At 45.7% G+C, this 13050-nt stretch carries 18 protein-coding genes; 1 reads left to right on the top strand and 17 read right to left on the bottom strand.

Annotated features, from left to right (window positions below):
- Positions 1-80: 80 nt before the first annotated feature.
- The 7 genes from AC3ITG_RS09990 to AC3ITG_RS09960 all read right to left on the bottom strand — a co-directional run bounded on the left by AC3ITG_RS09990 (position 81) and on the right by AC3ITG_RS09960 (position 6825).
- Positions 81-1205 carry a phage minor capsid protein gene (locus tag AC3ITG_RS09990; protein WP_489253619.1) on the bottom strand — a complete coding sequence of 375 codons (1125 nt, stop codon included), beginning with the start codon at positions 1203-1205 and terminating at the stop codon, positions 81-83.
- Positions 1202-2695 (bottom strand): capsid protein, encoded by a 1494-nt coding sequence (locus AC3ITG_RS09985; RefSeq protein WP_489253618.1) that lies wholly within the window; start codon positions 2693-2695, stop codon positions 1202-1204. The genes AC3ITG_RS09990 and AC3ITG_RS09985 overlap by 4 nt, the downstream gene beginning before the upstream one ends.
- A gap of 2 nt (positions 2696-2697) precedes the next feature.
- Positions 2698-4032 (bottom strand): PBSX family phage terminase large subunit, encoded by a 1335-nt coding sequence (locus AC3ITG_RS09980; protein ID WP_489253617.1) that lies wholly within the window; start codon positions 4030-4032, stop codon positions 2698-2700.
- Entirely contained in the window at positions 4025-4822 is a 798-nt protein-coding gene (gene terS, locus AC3ITG_RS09975) for a phage terminase small subunit (protein ID WP_489253616.1), read from the bottom strand. The genes AC3ITG_RS09980 and terS overlap by 8 nt, the downstream gene beginning before the upstream one ends.
- Positions 4823-5312: 490 nt before the next feature.
- Positions 5313-5912 (bottom strand): tyrosine-type recombinase/integrase, encoded by a 600-nt coding sequence (locus AC3ITG_RS09970; protein WP_489253615.1) that lies wholly within the window; start codon positions 5910-5912, stop codon positions 5313-5315.
- Between the two features lie 60 nt (positions 5913-5972).
- Entirely contained in the window at positions 5973-6380 is a 408-nt protein-coding gene (locus tag AC3ITG_RS09965) for a hypothetical protein (protein WP_489253614.1), read from the bottom strand.
- A gap of 289 nt (positions 6381-6669) precedes the next feature.
- Complete coding sequence (locus AC3ITG_RS09960) at positions 6670-6825, bottom strand: hypothetical protein (RefSeq protein WP_489253613.1); 156 nt, start codon at positions 6823-6825, stop codon at positions 6670-6672.
- 203 nt (positions 6826-7028) lie between these two features.
- Here AC3ITG_RS09960 and AC3ITG_RS09955 point away from each other — a divergent pair, with 203 nt between their 5' ends.
- Positions 7029-7367: a hypothetical protein gene (locus tag AC3ITG_RS09955; RefSeq protein WP_489253612.1), complete on the top strand. Its 339-nt coding sequence runs from the start codon at positions 7029-7031 to the stop codon at positions 7365-7367.
- A 932-nt stretch (positions 7368-8299) separates the two neighbouring features.
- Here the strand turns inward: AC3ITG_RS09955 and AC3ITG_RS09950 are convergent.
- The 10 genes from AC3ITG_RS09950 to AC3ITG_RS09905 are packed head-to-tail and all read right to left on the bottom strand — an operon-like array spanning position 8300 to position 13032.
- A complete protein-coding gene (locus AC3ITG_RS09950) occupies positions 8300-8674 on the bottom strand; it encodes a hypothetical protein (protein WP_489253611.1) in 375 nt (124 codons plus the stop codon).
- A 12-nt stretch (positions 8675-8686) separates the two neighbouring features.
- Complete coding sequence (locus AC3ITG_RS09945) at positions 8687-8893, bottom strand: hypothetical protein (protein WP_489253610.1); 207 nt, start codon at positions 8891-8893, stop codon at positions 8687-8689.
- Positions 8886-9248: a hypothetical protein gene (locus AC3ITG_RS09940; RefSeq protein ID WP_489253609.1), complete on the bottom strand. Its 363-nt coding sequence runs from the start codon at positions 9246-9248 to the stop codon at positions 8886-8888. The genes AC3ITG_RS09945 and AC3ITG_RS09940 overlap by 8 nt, the downstream gene beginning before the upstream one ends.
- A 19-nt stretch (positions 9249-9267) precedes the next feature.
- Positions 9268-10581, bottom strand: a complete 1314-nt coding sequence (dnaB, locus tag AC3ITG_RS09935) for a replicative DNA helicase (RefSeq protein WP_489253608.1) — start codon at positions 10579-10581, stop codon at positions 9268-9270.
- The gene (locus AC3ITG_RS09930) at positions 10574-10885 is read right to left on the bottom strand and encodes a replicative helicase loader/inhibitor (protein WP_489253607.1); all 312 of its coding nucleotides are present in this window, start codon (positions 10883-10885) and stop codon (positions 10574-10576) included. Before AC3ITG_RS09930 ends, dnaB begins: the two co-directional genes overlap by 8 nt.
- Positions 10815-11888, bottom strand: coding sequence for a replication protein (locus AC3ITG_RS09925; protein WP_489253606.1), 1074 nt, complete (start codon positions 11886-11888; stop codon positions 10815-10817). Before AC3ITG_RS09925 ends, AC3ITG_RS09930 begins: the two co-directional genes overlap by 71 nt.
- 20 nt (positions 11889-11908) lie before the next feature.
- Complete coding sequence (locus AC3ITG_RS09920) at positions 11909-12232, bottom strand: hypothetical protein (RefSeq protein WP_489253605.1); 324 nt, start codon at positions 12230-12232, stop codon at positions 11909-11911.
- Positions 12229-12426: a hypothetical protein gene (locus AC3ITG_RS09915; protein ID WP_489253604.1), complete on the bottom strand. Its 198-nt coding sequence runs from the start codon at positions 12424-12426 to the stop codon at positions 12229-12231. The genes AC3ITG_RS09920 and AC3ITG_RS09915 overlap by 4 nt, the downstream gene beginning before the upstream one ends.
- Positions 12423-12785 carry a hypothetical protein gene (locus tag AC3ITG_RS09910; protein ID WP_489253603.1) on the bottom strand — a complete coding sequence of 121 codons (363 nt, stop codon included), beginning with the start codon at positions 12783-12785 and terminating at the stop codon, positions 12423-12425. The genes AC3ITG_RS09915 and AC3ITG_RS09910 overlap by 4 nt, the downstream gene beginning before the upstream one ends.
- A complete protein-coding gene (locus tag AC3ITG_RS09905) occupies positions 12772-13032 on the bottom strand; it encodes a hypothetical protein (protein WP_489253602.1) in 261 nt (86 codons plus the stop codon). The genes AC3ITG_RS09910 and AC3ITG_RS09905 overlap by 14 nt, the downstream gene beginning before the upstream one ends.
- Between the last annotated feature and the right edge of the window lie 18 nt (positions 13033-13050).

Genomic DNA, 13050 nt, shown 5'->3' with positions numbered 1-13050 from the left:
TATGCTCCGGTTACTGAGCGGTGAGCCCCAAAAGTCTCATTTGGAGCCCATGCAAAAAGCACCCTCTGAATGAGAAGGTGCTAATTAGGCGGTATTCTGAGTTTTTCGCGTTTGGAATCCCTACGTAAGTAATCATGTTCTCTTAGGTGCATCCGTAACTGAGCTTGCCACTGTCTAACCTTGGCCTTATAATTCGCTTGATTCTCTTCATCCACGCTACCCGCTTCCAGGCGCTTGTATTTACGTATCTGGCGTTCCATGTATCTCTGCTTCTGTTCTGCTTGATAGTTGGATAGGGCTTTCTCATCGTCAACTGGCTTTGGTAATGAGCTGGTTCCCACAATGAACGTGGTCATGTTATGACGACAGTTCGGATGGAACAACCCCCCAGCAATGGCGGTACTCAGCAGCGGGTACTTTCCATCTGCAGCCGTTCCCCCGGAATACACATCGTCAATGAACACCTTGCCCTGATATGGCAGGCATAGCTTCGAACAGTTGCCGTGTGAAGATATGACCACGGTTCGGATGCCAAGTTGATCCCGTTTGGCGCCCTCTCCGGCAAACACCGCACGCTGGGAAGAGGTACGCAACGCCATTTCCGCATAAGAAGCAATGTTCACCCGCCTTCCATTGGCATAGGTGATATTGTCAAAGCCCTTTTCAAGAAACTCCTTCGTCGCCATGTCTATAGCCTGATTCAGCGAAACAGCACCACTGTTCATATATACCTGGGACTTGTAGATGGTCTGTCTGTACACGTCATCCGCTTGTCTTAGCATGGCATGACGGGCAATTTGAAGATTGTTCTGCGCTGCATCAGCCAGAGCGTTAACTCGCTTTTCATTGAGTTTAAAGAAGCTGCGGTCTGAACCATCCTCGGGTTCTATATCCGGCTTTTTGCCCGTGATCTTGTTCCACAAGCTCTTTACCGTATCCTTTACCCGGTCAGCCCCACGCCGCCAAGAGCCTTTAACCTCTTCCTCGGCTGCCCTCTTCACTTCCGGTTCATACTTCTTGGATATCTGACGTGTCTCCTTGCGGTACTGCTGGATGTCTTGGAGCTTGCGTTGCTGCCACTGCTCCCACTCCTTGCCTTCCTCTTCTTCGGCAAGCTCATGACGTTTCAGGTTGCGCTTCATGGACTTGATCAGATCCATTTCCATGTCAGAGAAGATTTGACGGATGTCATATCTCTTCTTCATGATTCATCCTCTTCTGATTCATCGTCGTTTTCAGTATGAGGCGGGTCATCCCGGTTTAGAGATGGTTCGTCAAAAATGTCTTGTTCTGCCTTTAACCGGGCAACCTCAGCGGCCTTTTCTTCATCCGTCCAGGTATCACCGTACATTTCTTCAATCGCACGTTCTACGCTCATCACACCGAACGTCCGGGCCTTGCCCACCGTCTCTACCACAGCGTCAAAGGATGGACTGGCATATTCCCCGAACTTAACAGATACTTCATACTCGCCCGCTCCCCGATTCTGCATCGTGTCATGCACCTTCAATACAGTTTCCACCAGACGGGGCAACACCTCATTCAGGGCATCAATGATCTTGCCACGGGTATATAACGTGGCTTTCTCCTTCTCCCGCTGCGCTTCTGCATTGTCGGTCTTCTTCAAGTCAATGCCCAGCGTGGACGGCGACATAACGCCCTGCAAGCACATGTCCAGCGCGCTGGCATAGGACCCCACGAATGCTTCATACAGGATTTGCGGCTGTAACATAGTGATTTGGTCTTTACCGTCCTCAGCCATGGAGCTGCCAATCTTGATGAACTGATTATCAAATGGGTTGGCACGCATTGGAGCCCCCGTTTCAGGGTTCTTCGGAACCAAGTCGTCTGGAATGTACTTCTGTACCCTTCCGGCCCGGATCGCGTCCCACCATTGACTCACCACCTCATCCAATGCGTCAAAGTTGTCTGATTTGCTATCAAACAAGGATTTCCCTCGTCCCTCCCACTTGGAGCTGCGGAAGAACATGAGCGGCACAGCCATAATAAACTTGCCATCGTATTCAACGTTCGCTAGTGCTGCTGTCTGAGGCAACACAGCAAGCGGCACGCCTTTCCCATAAGCGTCATAAAGCTGATACCGGATGTAACCACGCCCATAGATTTCTTCCAAGCGGTATTCCTTGTCCTTTAGCGTGTAATCAGTAAAGAACACAACCTCATGCAGCCTGCCCCGGTTGCGTCTATATTCCACTCGATCCCCACTGTAAAACTCAATGATGGGATACTTTGTGACTGCTGTGTCCACGGTAATCTTGTATGCTCCATCCCCGGCCACCAAAGCGTCTATGATGTTTTGACCAAGCAACTCAGCAAAATTATTGTCCTGGCTGATATCATCCCATGCCGTTTCCTTGTCTACCTCAATGGCTTCCAGATCAGCAACGACGATATCCGATAGACGTTCTGTAATCATGGCAGGCATACCGGAATGGATTTTCCTAATCGCCAGGTTCTGGCTGGGTACCGCTGCCCAGAATCTTGCCTTGCCCACGGCGTCGGTCCCTGTCTGCTTGTAAAACTGATCCAGCTCAGACGCATCACCACGGAACCATAAGCGGTTACGCATTACATTTGTCCGATATGATAGCGGCTCAGTGATGTTTACGATTCGATTCTCCGGCGCTGGGTTAATACGCAGCATTTTCATGACCATATTCTTGATCCACCCCATTTCTATACCTCCAGTCTCTTCTTAAACGGCTGAACGGCGTATTCGCTACTATCCAAGCAGTCCACTGGGTAACTTCCGTCATCCGTCCGCACCCATTCACCCTTCTGGCGCTCCGTCTCATCCCATGTGGCGTTCTCTATGGCTTCAATCCAATGTTTAAGATGGGCCATGATCTTGTATCGCCCTTGGTTAATCAGAACGTTCGTCAATCTGATCCGGTCAACGATGCCCTCTTTCTTATAAGCAGGTACTACCTGAATGTGTATTCCACGGCGTTTAAGCTCATTTGTCAGGGCCTGCCGGAATAGCTTATCAGCAGATTCAGCAAAGATATGGGCACACGACAAAAAGGCCGGATAGGTTTCCGACCACTCGACTATTTTCTCAACAATCTCTTTGGCGTAACGGTCATGTGTATAGCCGTTCTCCTTGCCCTGCTTGTGGTAATAGCCATCCAGCAACATAACCTTGCCATATCGCGGCGTCATCCCTGTTAGCGTGGCAACCGTGGCGTCAGTGCCCCCAACGTCTATGCCAATTGAAAACTCAATGAACCGTTCGGCCCGTATCTGCTCCCGAGTGATAATGACATCCTTGACGCTGTAACCCGTGTATATCCGTCCTGTAGCTGCCGTCCGTTCACCCTTAATCTCTGACTTGTACCACAGACTGGATTTGTCATAAGTGATCAGCATCGCCTTGAGTCGGTCGTCTGGGATACTCAGGTTATCGAACACGGTAAAATGTGCGTAATTGTACCCCTGATTCTCCCCTTGCTTCAACAACTCATCCTGAAAGTCCAAGATATCTGCATAGAACCAATGGGCTGGGGGTTTCGGGTTAAGGTCAAAGAACAGTTGCCGCTTGGTGGACGCCAACGTCCGGTCAAATACCTCTTTGACGAACGATGGATGACACTCGTTAACCTCCGTCACGTAGGCCGTCCCGTAAGAGTTACCCTTGATCAGTGCGGCGTTGTTTGCCTTACCGCCACCAGCAATAATGACAATCTTCTCGCCTGTCTTGGTCTGAATGAAGAGTGCTGCACGGTCCTTGTATTCCCCTTCCCGGCAACGCCCCTTGAACAGCCATTGCAGCCCGAACCCGTTGGAGTCAATGGCGTTCATCTTCGCGGCTGCCATGCTCACACCAGCAACCAAATGAAGCTTGTCCGGGTGAACCTCCAAGCACATGGCATAGGCAATCAGGTTAATGATGTTCTTGCCTGCACGCTTGCCACCCTCGGCTACGTTCAGCCACGAGTCCTGGCAACGTCTGATATATTCCGACTGCTTCGTATTAAATGGAGCATACGGAATCAGGGCTGTGTCAGTCATCGTCTATCACCCGTTCCGGCACAGGGTTGTTGATCAAGTCAGCCAATGCGGTAATTTGCTGGTTTAGATCAAGCTTGCTGTTATCTGGAACCTTCCCACGCATCACGGCAATACTGGCCTTGATCTGCTCCAGACGCTGTTTCTGGACTTCGTTCACCTCATCGGGGGAAGCCATCCGCAAAACATCTTCATACTTCTTAATGGAGCTACCCAGGGCCGTCCATGCAGCAGCCATGGCTTTCAGGCTGTTTGCTGATCGTTCCCACGAAAATTGGAATTCGTATTCCTGTTCGGTCATCATTTGTTCAAACTTAGGTTCCTTCTTGGTACCCGTGTTATGGATCTCAAATTTCTGCTTTTTGACTTCCTTTATCATTTCATCCTTGCCCGTTACATGCTGTGTTTTAAGAGCGCGTATAATGTTCGTGAGCTGGATGCGTATGCCTTCCCACAGAATGTCCAGCGCGGAAAGCTCGGCTGTCGTGTCATAAATCTCTTGCGTTTCTTCATCATCTGGCAGAAACTTACGGAATAGACCATGCTTTACGGCTTTATCGTTGCCGTATGGACCACCGTGCCCACCTCTATTGCCTACTGCATTCTGATTGCCCTTGGGGGCTCCCGGGCGTGGCTCAGGCTGCTTCTCCCATTCATCAAGGCTTTTCCATTTACGAACAAGTCCATCGCTTATGCCAAGCTTTTCGGCAATCTCTCTTGGCTTCATTTTTTTGCCACTGGCGAACCACATCGCTAATGCTTTCTTGCGGTCCGGGCTTCTCTCTCTCGCCATTACATAATACACCTCACCCCTGACATTCGTTTATGCAATATTTATGCACAGACATGTGTTCAAAACCCTGAGTTTTGTACATATGTACTTTCCCACAACCACGCCGAAAACCCTGATTTGACGGGATTTTTGACAGCTAACTGAATTGCGCAATTATACATAGTTTATGCATAAACCCGAAAACCCGCGTCATTACTGGATTTTTCAATTTTGCCGATTTTGATTATTTCCCGGCTTATTGCCCTCAAACGGAGCGTTTATTCATCGTTTATACAGCCATAATTGAGTCGGTTTTCTTAGAATCAGTCTAAATAGACAAACTTCTAATTGTTTTTCTTGAAATCCAACCCAAAATAAAATCCATTTTCGATCCATTTAGAACCAATTTAAGGAAGTAGAGTGAAACATAACTCTATTTCTGTTGCACTGGAGATAGTTCAAGAATCTGATTAAATCAAGCTTTGTCCCGTTCCCACGTTTGAGTGCAACATTAACCGGATTGTGTAAAACTCAAACGGCGTATAGCATCGTCCATGGCATCCTGGGTGATACCCAAATACATAAGCGTGGTTGCCATATCCTCATGCCCGAACATCTCCATTAGTAACGCTAGATTGCGTGGGTCGTCGTTATAAAGGTGATAACCCCACGTCTTTCTGAGTGAATGGACACCGATGTCTGTAAGCCCAAAGCGCTTGGCTATGCCACAAATCATTTTATAGGCTGTTATCCTATGGATTGGCTCTCCCACGGCTCCTGTGAGCGTCTTCCGTTGCCTGCTGGGGAACAAGTAGTCATCATCGTCCATATCTGCAATGTAAATCATTAGATCATCGTAGATATCCGGGTGAATGATGAACTTTTTCCGCTTACGCTTCTTACGTTTCCTGTTCTTTGTTTTCTGGGCCACATAATTGATATGTTCCTGATCACGAACCGAAACCACTTTAAGCTGCAATAAGTCGGATACACGTAATCCACTATGAACGCCCATACTAAAGAAAATGTAATTACGGAAACTAGTTACCTTCAGGTAATTTTTGATTTGTTCAACAATAGCCTTGTCTCGTATCGGTTGAACTTCGTTCATATCACCACCTCGATTAAAAAACTGGAATCAAAAAAGCGCCTTTAAAGGCGCTCAATTTTACTAACCTGCAAAAAGCTTTGCAACAATTTTGTCCGTGATTGGCTCCGCTAGGTTAGACCCTTCCCTTTGTTGCTCAAAACCTTCGTTCAACAAGGATTCATTGGTATCCAGAGCCACCAGATCTATAGCGTCAATTGTTTTTTCAGTGCCCTTGATGAACGCATCAAATGCATTAATAAAATCGTTATGTTCTTCTGAAACAATGCTGGGGACATTCATTTTCAACATCTTTTCTTTACATTCTTTATATTCTTTTAATGATTTTGAGAATGAATCTTTTTTATGCTTAAGCGTCTCAAAGGTCGTGGCACTTAAACGATTGACTTCCCCAATATGTTTAGATATATGTCCGATTTTTTCGCCTATTGCACCGAACTCCAGAGCATATTTTTTATACTCTTCTTTCATCCTATCACCTCCTTAACACCTTCTTTCGACAAATAGGAAGGGATTTCCTCTTTTGGTGTCGAAAGGAGGTTAGGTGCTTGCTTGAACGATTGTATGATGAAATCGGAAAACCACTTTTAATACGCTGTATTTCCCTTGCTGCTGTACTTGTCTTTTTGTACATGAGAGCTGAAGCAGTCTCAAATTAAGTCGCTTAATGCGGCTTCTCCCACGTTGATAAATCTATTGAAATTTTTTGTACTCACTTATGAAATGATCCCAGCGGTCGTTGTCTACTCTTTTCCCTATTTCAACCCATATCTTTATCAGGGAAGAACGCCACCCTATTTAAAGGATCGATCCGTGTCACCTTCCGAACATTCACAACTGCTTCGTCAGAAATCACTACGAATCCCGGCGTGTTAAGGACACGTTCCATTTGTGCTTGTGCAAATTTATTATCCATATTGTCATCTCCCCAAATGCAATTGAAATACTTTCCAATCATACCCACTCGTAGACACTCTAGGTAATGGAAGATTATTTAACATTTGATTATTATTAGTTAACCATACTATATCAAAAATTATTTCTCTAAAGCAGTTTTCGGAAAATCACCATAGTGTTAAGATAGCTTCATAACAAGTAAATTTTAGGAGATGATCTTTAATGCAAAATATCGGTGCTAATTTCACAATGGATATCTATAGTTGTAGATGGGGACACAAGGACACCTACTCACTAACTAAGACAGAGGAAGGTTGGAATATTTCTTCTAACAAGTTTGATTCTCTAAAGAGCGATAAACACGGTAGTCCCGGAATCGGCAAAGCCCTTGATTCTGAATCTATAGCTTATCCTCAAAGTATTGGATACTTTCTATCAGATCTCTGGGATGCTTCACAACTCAAAACGAAAGAAGAAACCCAGGAACTTTTTAACCAACTCGCAGAGTGGATTTCAACTTCAGAAGAAACAAAACCGAATTTCGGTCCATTGCACGTTTAATCATAACTAAAGCCGCCCTAAGTATTAGAGCGGCTTTTTTTCATGAATACTAATATACGGCCTTCCGGGAATCGACCCAACTCACACCAGTAGGCCATAATATAAAATAGCGGTGATCATAACCGCTTTCCCCGCACACCGCACCCCTGACGATTCACGTCTAAGGATATACAATCCCACAGCACGGTCGAGTCCTGCCAGGATAAGGGGTAGCAGGGACACCCAGGCAATTGCCTTATGTCCCTTAGTTTAGTTCCAAACCTCAGACAGCATGTTGTCTTACTAGTGTCATACACAGGACACGATACAGACATGCCAAACTATAAAACAGATAAAAATTACCATATACTTCCTTGATTGTTTTTTCATTCGAAAATATAATGATTACGTGAGGATAATCAAGCGTACATAAAATACATATAGGGAAGGATGTTACACGAAAATTTAAAGTACTATTGTATCGTTTGAATAGATGTCATCTTTCAAATGATCATAGAACGTTAAAATTTTCTATGATAATCTTGAAGGTTTACTTTTGGTAGGGTAAACCCCCATGTCTCCTCTATTATGTTTTTGTGCCTGATTGACCACCTCACGCTTCCATCCATTTCATTATTTTGGAAAATGTTAATTTCCTCACTTCCTCTAACTCTGGGGTTGGATGCCACATTCAGCCCCAGACTTGGGCTTTGGCCTATATTTTTTGTTGGAGGAGATCATCATGGGGAATAACACTACCAAGGTCTTGTTGGAGTACACGCTTTTCTTATTAGGGGTATATGCCTCAACAATAGGAATAGCATGGGCTACGCTGTTCTGGATGCTGTTGTATTTCTTACTTAGAAAGCCTTAAGAAAGAATGACCGAACTACATAGCTGTGGAGCAAAAAAAGAGGGTTGCAAACCTCTTTTTTTTGTGCTCAATTTATGTTTTATAATACTCCAACTAGTTTTAGAGTTTCTGCTACTGACTCAATTCCTCTAACAATTTGCCGATCAATCGACCTATCCGTTACACTGCTGAATCTTTTAATAGTTCCCCATCTCGGATTACCTCGGATGAACCGAAAGTCCATGACTCTCCGTACATTATCATCAACAATTAAACGCACAGCCATTTCAATATTAGCTGTTTTCTCCTCATACTCCATCTGAACTTGTTTCCATCTTTCTGATGGATTAGTCATTGTCCCGATTTCCTGAACTGCCTTCCTCATCCGAACATACTTGTTCAACAGTTCGCGAGTCTGTTGGATGTCTGAAGGGCTGGGGGACGGGAACATCTCCATCTGACCAGTTTCCCCCATTCCTTACACCCCTTATATAAAGTCATCTATAGTCGTTTGTCCTTCAAGTTCAATTTCCGATGCATCTTGGATCAAACCCTCGTCCAACCAATCTTTTGGAGCAGCGGTCTTGAAATGGGGCCATATTGGTTCACCTACACGAGAATGTGCGGGGTTTTTCGCAGCGGCCTTTTCTGTCCATACCCAGTGTGTTTGAGCTGTGACTTTTTCATCACTCATGTCTGTTCTTCCTCCCTCTCAGCTGCTCACACAGCCTGTGGTATTTCTCTAATGCTGGTTCCCGACGTGGATCTGTTGGGGAAAGCGAATCAATAAATTTTGCACCCTTCACAATCCGTTCTCGTAACCGATCATGATAATAGGCCAGCAATTCGTGAAAAATCCTATCGAAATGGTCCAATATCTCGTCATGTGTTTGAGCAATACAGCCCTGACTTTTCAAGCGGGTGAATGTATGTTCGTCGATTCGACCGTTTTTCAACGCATTTTCCAAATGACTGACCAACAAAATTTGATATCGCATGATCAGCCTTACGCTGTTTTCGATCTCCAGTTCATCTGCTGAACTTGTCATCTTCACCCCGCCTTTCTCGTCAGTACTGCATGCGTTCTATATTTACAAACTTGCTGAAATTTTTGAGATAGATCATCTCTGCAAGTCCGGTACCTGTATTCCGTCCCTTGGCTACAATGATTTCTACGATGTTCTTTTTGTCAGTCTCGGCGTTGTAGTAGTCATCCCGATACAAGAAATCAATCTCGTCTGCATCTTGCTCAATAGAACCTGACTCCCTCAAATCTGACATCATCGGACGTTTGTCCTGCCGTTGCTCTACACCTCGACTGAGCTGTGACAGGACTTCCACCGGACAATCATTGTCTCGGGCAATTTGCTTCAAAGAGCGACTGATATAGGCGATTTCCTGTTCACGACTTGAGAACTTTTTGCCTGCGCTGATCAATTGGAGGTAATCAATCTGGATAAACAAGTTATCATGCTCTTTCTTGAGCTTCTTCACCTTGGCTGCTATCTGCTGAATGGTGATTCCAGGAGTGTCGTCAATGTAGATTGGTAGCTCGTCCAAAATAGATCGGGACATCGTGTATTCCGGCCAGTGTTCCGGTCCAAGTTGACCAGTTCGAAGCAGGGTACCATCCAAATTCCCGATACTGCCTATCAACCGTTCCCCAAGCTTCTTACCGGGCATCTCAAGACTGAATATCCCTACGGTTACGCCAGACATAGCCGCTGCTCTTGAGTTGTTCAGCATGAATGCCGTCTTCCCCACCGATGGCCTTGCAGCGACAATAATTAAATCCTGCTTCTGTCTGCCGCCCGTGAGTCGGTTCAGATCAACCCCACACGTAGGAACGCCTGTTATGCCTTTGGATTTACCTCGCGTCTCCAGATCGTCATCATGGCCTGTCATGACGTCATTGATCTTGACCATGCCGCCTTCAACTGGCGAACGTCCGGACAACTCTTCTGCCCCTGCCTTGATACCAGCAATCACTTCGAGTGGGTCCGAAGACTCTTCGAGTGCCTGACGTTGTTCCTCCAGCAATCGCAATGCCTGCCGTTTAAGTCCAAGACTCTGAACAATTGAAATGTATTCTTTGGCATGCCCTACGGTCGGTACTGCATCAACCAAATTGCCAAGATAGTCAATACCTCCGATGTCTTCCGTAACACCTCGCGTTTCCAAATCTGCGTAGAGCGTAACCAGGTCAACGGCCTTCTCAGATTCGTGCAACACGATTACCGATTCAAAGATCAGACGGTGCTGTGAAGAAAAGTCTTGGGGAGTAAGCAGCGCTACAGCAAGTGCTGTATTATCTCCTGACCGATCCAGAAGAAGGCTTCCAATCACGGCTTGTTCAGCTTGTAGGTTATACAGGTTATTCATTCGTCTCACCGTCTTTCAGGAGCGGTACAGCATTCTGTTCCCAAGTCTCCATAAGCGCAAAACGTTCCTGTGTCTCAGCTCGGAGCCGATCTATGTTAGCCGCTGCGGGATTTCCGTATATCTGTGAAATGGCTGGTGGGAAATGTGATGTCTTGATGTGGTGTGAAAGGTTCTGTTCGGCTTGTGAAAAAGGAACATCATGAAGCATTCGTTCCCAAAGTGTGACCATTTCGTCAGTAAGTTCCACTATGGGGTAAGCTGTAACCACTACCGCCAAAATTCTCAGCACCTCTTGGTTGTTCATGTTGAGCTGCCTCCATCCGTTTTTGTAAAATGCTCTTGTTCCGGTCTGCACGGGAATTTCCCTGCCCTTTATTCACCGGAACAACCGTTATCTGTTCTGGAGCTGCTTCGAAATCGGCATACCGTTCATTTTTTAGGTTTAAAAAGGTTGAACCGTGAAGGATGAAATTATCTTCCGTTCTGTTCACCTTGCAATGTACCGCATAGTTCTCGGAACAGCGGATCAATAGCGCAGGATCTACCTTCGCTTTGATTGCTCTCTCCCACATGTTCAATGCTGCTTTTTTCGCAACTTTTTTTGGATAGGCAGACCAGAAGGTTTCGAAATCCGAAACAGACATATCTTTACTGTCTTTCTCTTTTAATGTCTTTAAACTGTCTTTAGAGAGCTGGAAAGCCGCGTCCTGTATAGGATCATCGGCACTCTCAGTTCCTGTTTCAGTAACCGCAAGTTCCTGTTTTGGTAACTCATTTCCGATTTCAGTTCCCGTTTCAGTAACTTTAGGACTTTTCTCCGGTTCCTGTTTTGGTAACTCTGGAATAGGTTCTAAGTTACTGTTTCGGTAACTGTCATCTGGCGGTTCGTCGCTTAAATCTGGTAGTGGTTCGGTTCCTGTTTCAGTAACTTTTTGTCGAGATAAGCGACCATTTTTTAAGTTCAAATGTATGAGTTCATGAAAGCGTTCTTTTTCCCAACCACGAACCGAGTCGATTTTCCATAAGTCATAATTTTCGTTAAACCAATACTCGGCGTCCGTTCGTGTAATCACCTTGCAGGTCTCCAGATGCTTCAGTTCAGCTCCTATGTGACCCTTGCCCACGCCACAGAGGGAGAAATCCTTCTGCATCGGGATTACTGCAACCTGTTGATTACAGCCGTAGGAAAGCCGCCAAATGAAGAACAAAATATCTTTCTGGCGCTTGGTGAAATCCCGACGAATGACCTCATCCCATATCTCGTTGGCAATGGCTACATATCCGTTCTTCCTGCGAGAGTCGGTCACCCGTCTCACCTACTCTTTCTTTATTTCAAAATTGATGCTATGATCGTCGCCGCCATACGCCGAAACCTTAGCCCTTGGATCGTTTCGTCCAACATGACATGGCACTCTTTGCATAAATGAGCTAAATCATAAACCTCAGTACGATGGTCCAGCTGCTTACGACCAGTCAAATGAGCCCGTTCCGTTGCTCTTGCTTCGCCACATGCTTCACAAACACCGCCTGAACGCTTTTTAAGTGACTTGTCTACCGTCTTACGAATGTCTCCCATTTGACGTTGTGTAGGTTTGATACGCTTACTGCCGGTCTGTTGTGATTTACTGTAAGGCCGATACTCGAATGTCATGAAAGACCTCCGGAGTACGCAGGCTTGTCCTTTTTAACGATCTTTGATATGATGACTGCATATGAATTGTAAAAGTGTTTAAACCGATGACTGCGTTCGCGAGACGCAGTCATTTTTCTGTACCCTGGCATCTCTTGAATATGTACAGAGCAACCTTCACTCATACTCCAGCGCTTGGTTTTGATTTGTGTCACAGTTTCCCCTCCTTATCTTGCAAATCCGTGTACACATCATCCAATACCTGAACATATTCAAACTTTTGATTGTCTGGCAGATCCGTACTCATGATAGCGTGTGCCATGATGGTGTAGGACTCTTCACGTACAAAGCCGTGATAGTCCAGCTCATTGACCATACGTTCCTTGTACTTCTCAAGAAGATCTGGAGCAACCGCAGGTGCCCCTTTCTTCTCCCCGGATTCATACACGGCTTGCAGCAAACCCATGACCACAGTCTGAGTATCCTTCTCCCATCCGTTCATCCATTCTATTTTTTGACGTTCTACATGGGTGAGGGGGCGGCTGAGTAAACTTTCAATCTCAGTTGGATTCATGAGAAATCCGCTCCTGATATTCTTTGTTCGCCGCTCCAAGCAGCTCTTGCAGCTTACTTAATTGGTCGTGACGGACAAACCATACTGCAACGCTAGCAGCGTTATTCCGTTCATAAGATTCTTCCAGGGCATTCCGTTTGGATTCACGGGAAGATTCTCCGATCGCATCACATGCATCCAACATGGTTTCGAAATTCAGCGTTCGAATATATTGTATTAGGGCTGATTCTTGTTCAGACAAGTTCATGGCTTTACGCTCCTTTGG

It is taken from the genome of Paenibacillus sp. GL_099_B, assembly GCF_057835695.1.
This window is presented reverse-complemented; position numbering and strand designations above follow the sequence as displayed.

Bases quoted from the DNA above. Each gene is read 5' to 3' on its own strand.
- terS (WP_489253616.1), bottom strand. From the start codon at position 4,822: ATGGCGAGAGAGAGAAGCCCGGACCGCAAGAAAGCATTAGCGATGTGG.
- AC3ITG_RS09985 (WP_489253618.1), bottom strand. From the start codon at position 2,695: ATGGGGTGGATCAAGAATATGGTCATGAAAATGCTGCGTATTAACCCA.
- AC3ITG_RS09910 (WP_489253603.1), bottom strand. From the start codon at position 12,785: ATGAATCCAACTGAGATTGAAAGTTTACTCAGCCGCCCCCTCACCCAT.
- AC3ITG_RS09965 (WP_489253614.1), bottom strand. From the start codon at position 6,380: ATGAAAGAAGAGTATAAAAAATATGCTCTGGAGTTCGGTGCAATAGGC.
- AC3ITG_RS09950 (WP_489253611.1), bottom strand. From the start codon at position 8,674: ATGGGGGAAACTGGTCAGATGGAGATGTTCCCGTCCCCCAGCCCTTCA.
- AC3ITG_RS09980 (WP_489253617.1), bottom strand. From the start codon at position 4,032: ATGACTGACACAGCCCTGATTCCGTATGCTCCATTTAATACGAAGCAG.
- AC3ITG_RS09920 (WP_489253605.1), bottom strand. From the start codon at position 12,232: ATGACATTCGAGTATCGGCCTTACAGTAAATCACAACAGACCGGCAGT.
- AC3ITG_RS09945 (WP_489253610.1), bottom strand. From the start codon at position 8,893: ATGAGTGATGAAAAAGTCACAGCTCAAACACACTGGGTATGGACAGAA.
- dnaB (WP_489253608.1), bottom strand. From the start codon at position 10,581: ATGAATAACCTGTATAACCTACAAGCTGAACAAGCCGTGATTGGAAGC.
- AC3ITG_RS09970 (WP_489253615.1), bottom strand. From the start codon at position 5,912: ATGAACGAAGTTCAACCGATACGAGACAAGGCTATTGTTGAACAAATC.
- AC3ITG_RS09940 (WP_489253609.1), bottom strand. From the start codon at position 9,248: ATGACAAGTTCAGCAGATGAACTGGAGATCGAAAACAGCGTAAGGCTG.
- AC3ITG_RS09990 (WP_489253619.1), bottom strand. From the start codon at position 1,205: ATGAAGAAGAGATATGACATCCGTCAAATCTTCTCTGACATGGAAATG.
- AC3ITG_RS09905 (WP_489253602.1), bottom strand. From the start codon at position 13,032: ATGAACTTGTCTGAACAAGAATCAGCCCTAATACAATATATTCGAACG.
- AC3ITG_RS09955 (WP_489253612.1), top strand. From the start codon at position 7,029: ATGCAAAATATCGGTGCTAATTTCACAATGGATATCTATAGTTGTAGA.
- AC3ITG_RS09930 (WP_489253607.1), bottom strand. From the start codon at position 10,885: ATGAACAACCAAGAGGTGCTGAGAATTTTGGCGGTAGTGGTTACAGCT.
- AC3ITG_RS09960 (WP_489253613.1), bottom strand. From the start codon at position 6,825: ATGGATAATAAATTTGCACAAGCACAAATGGAACGTGTCCTTAACACG.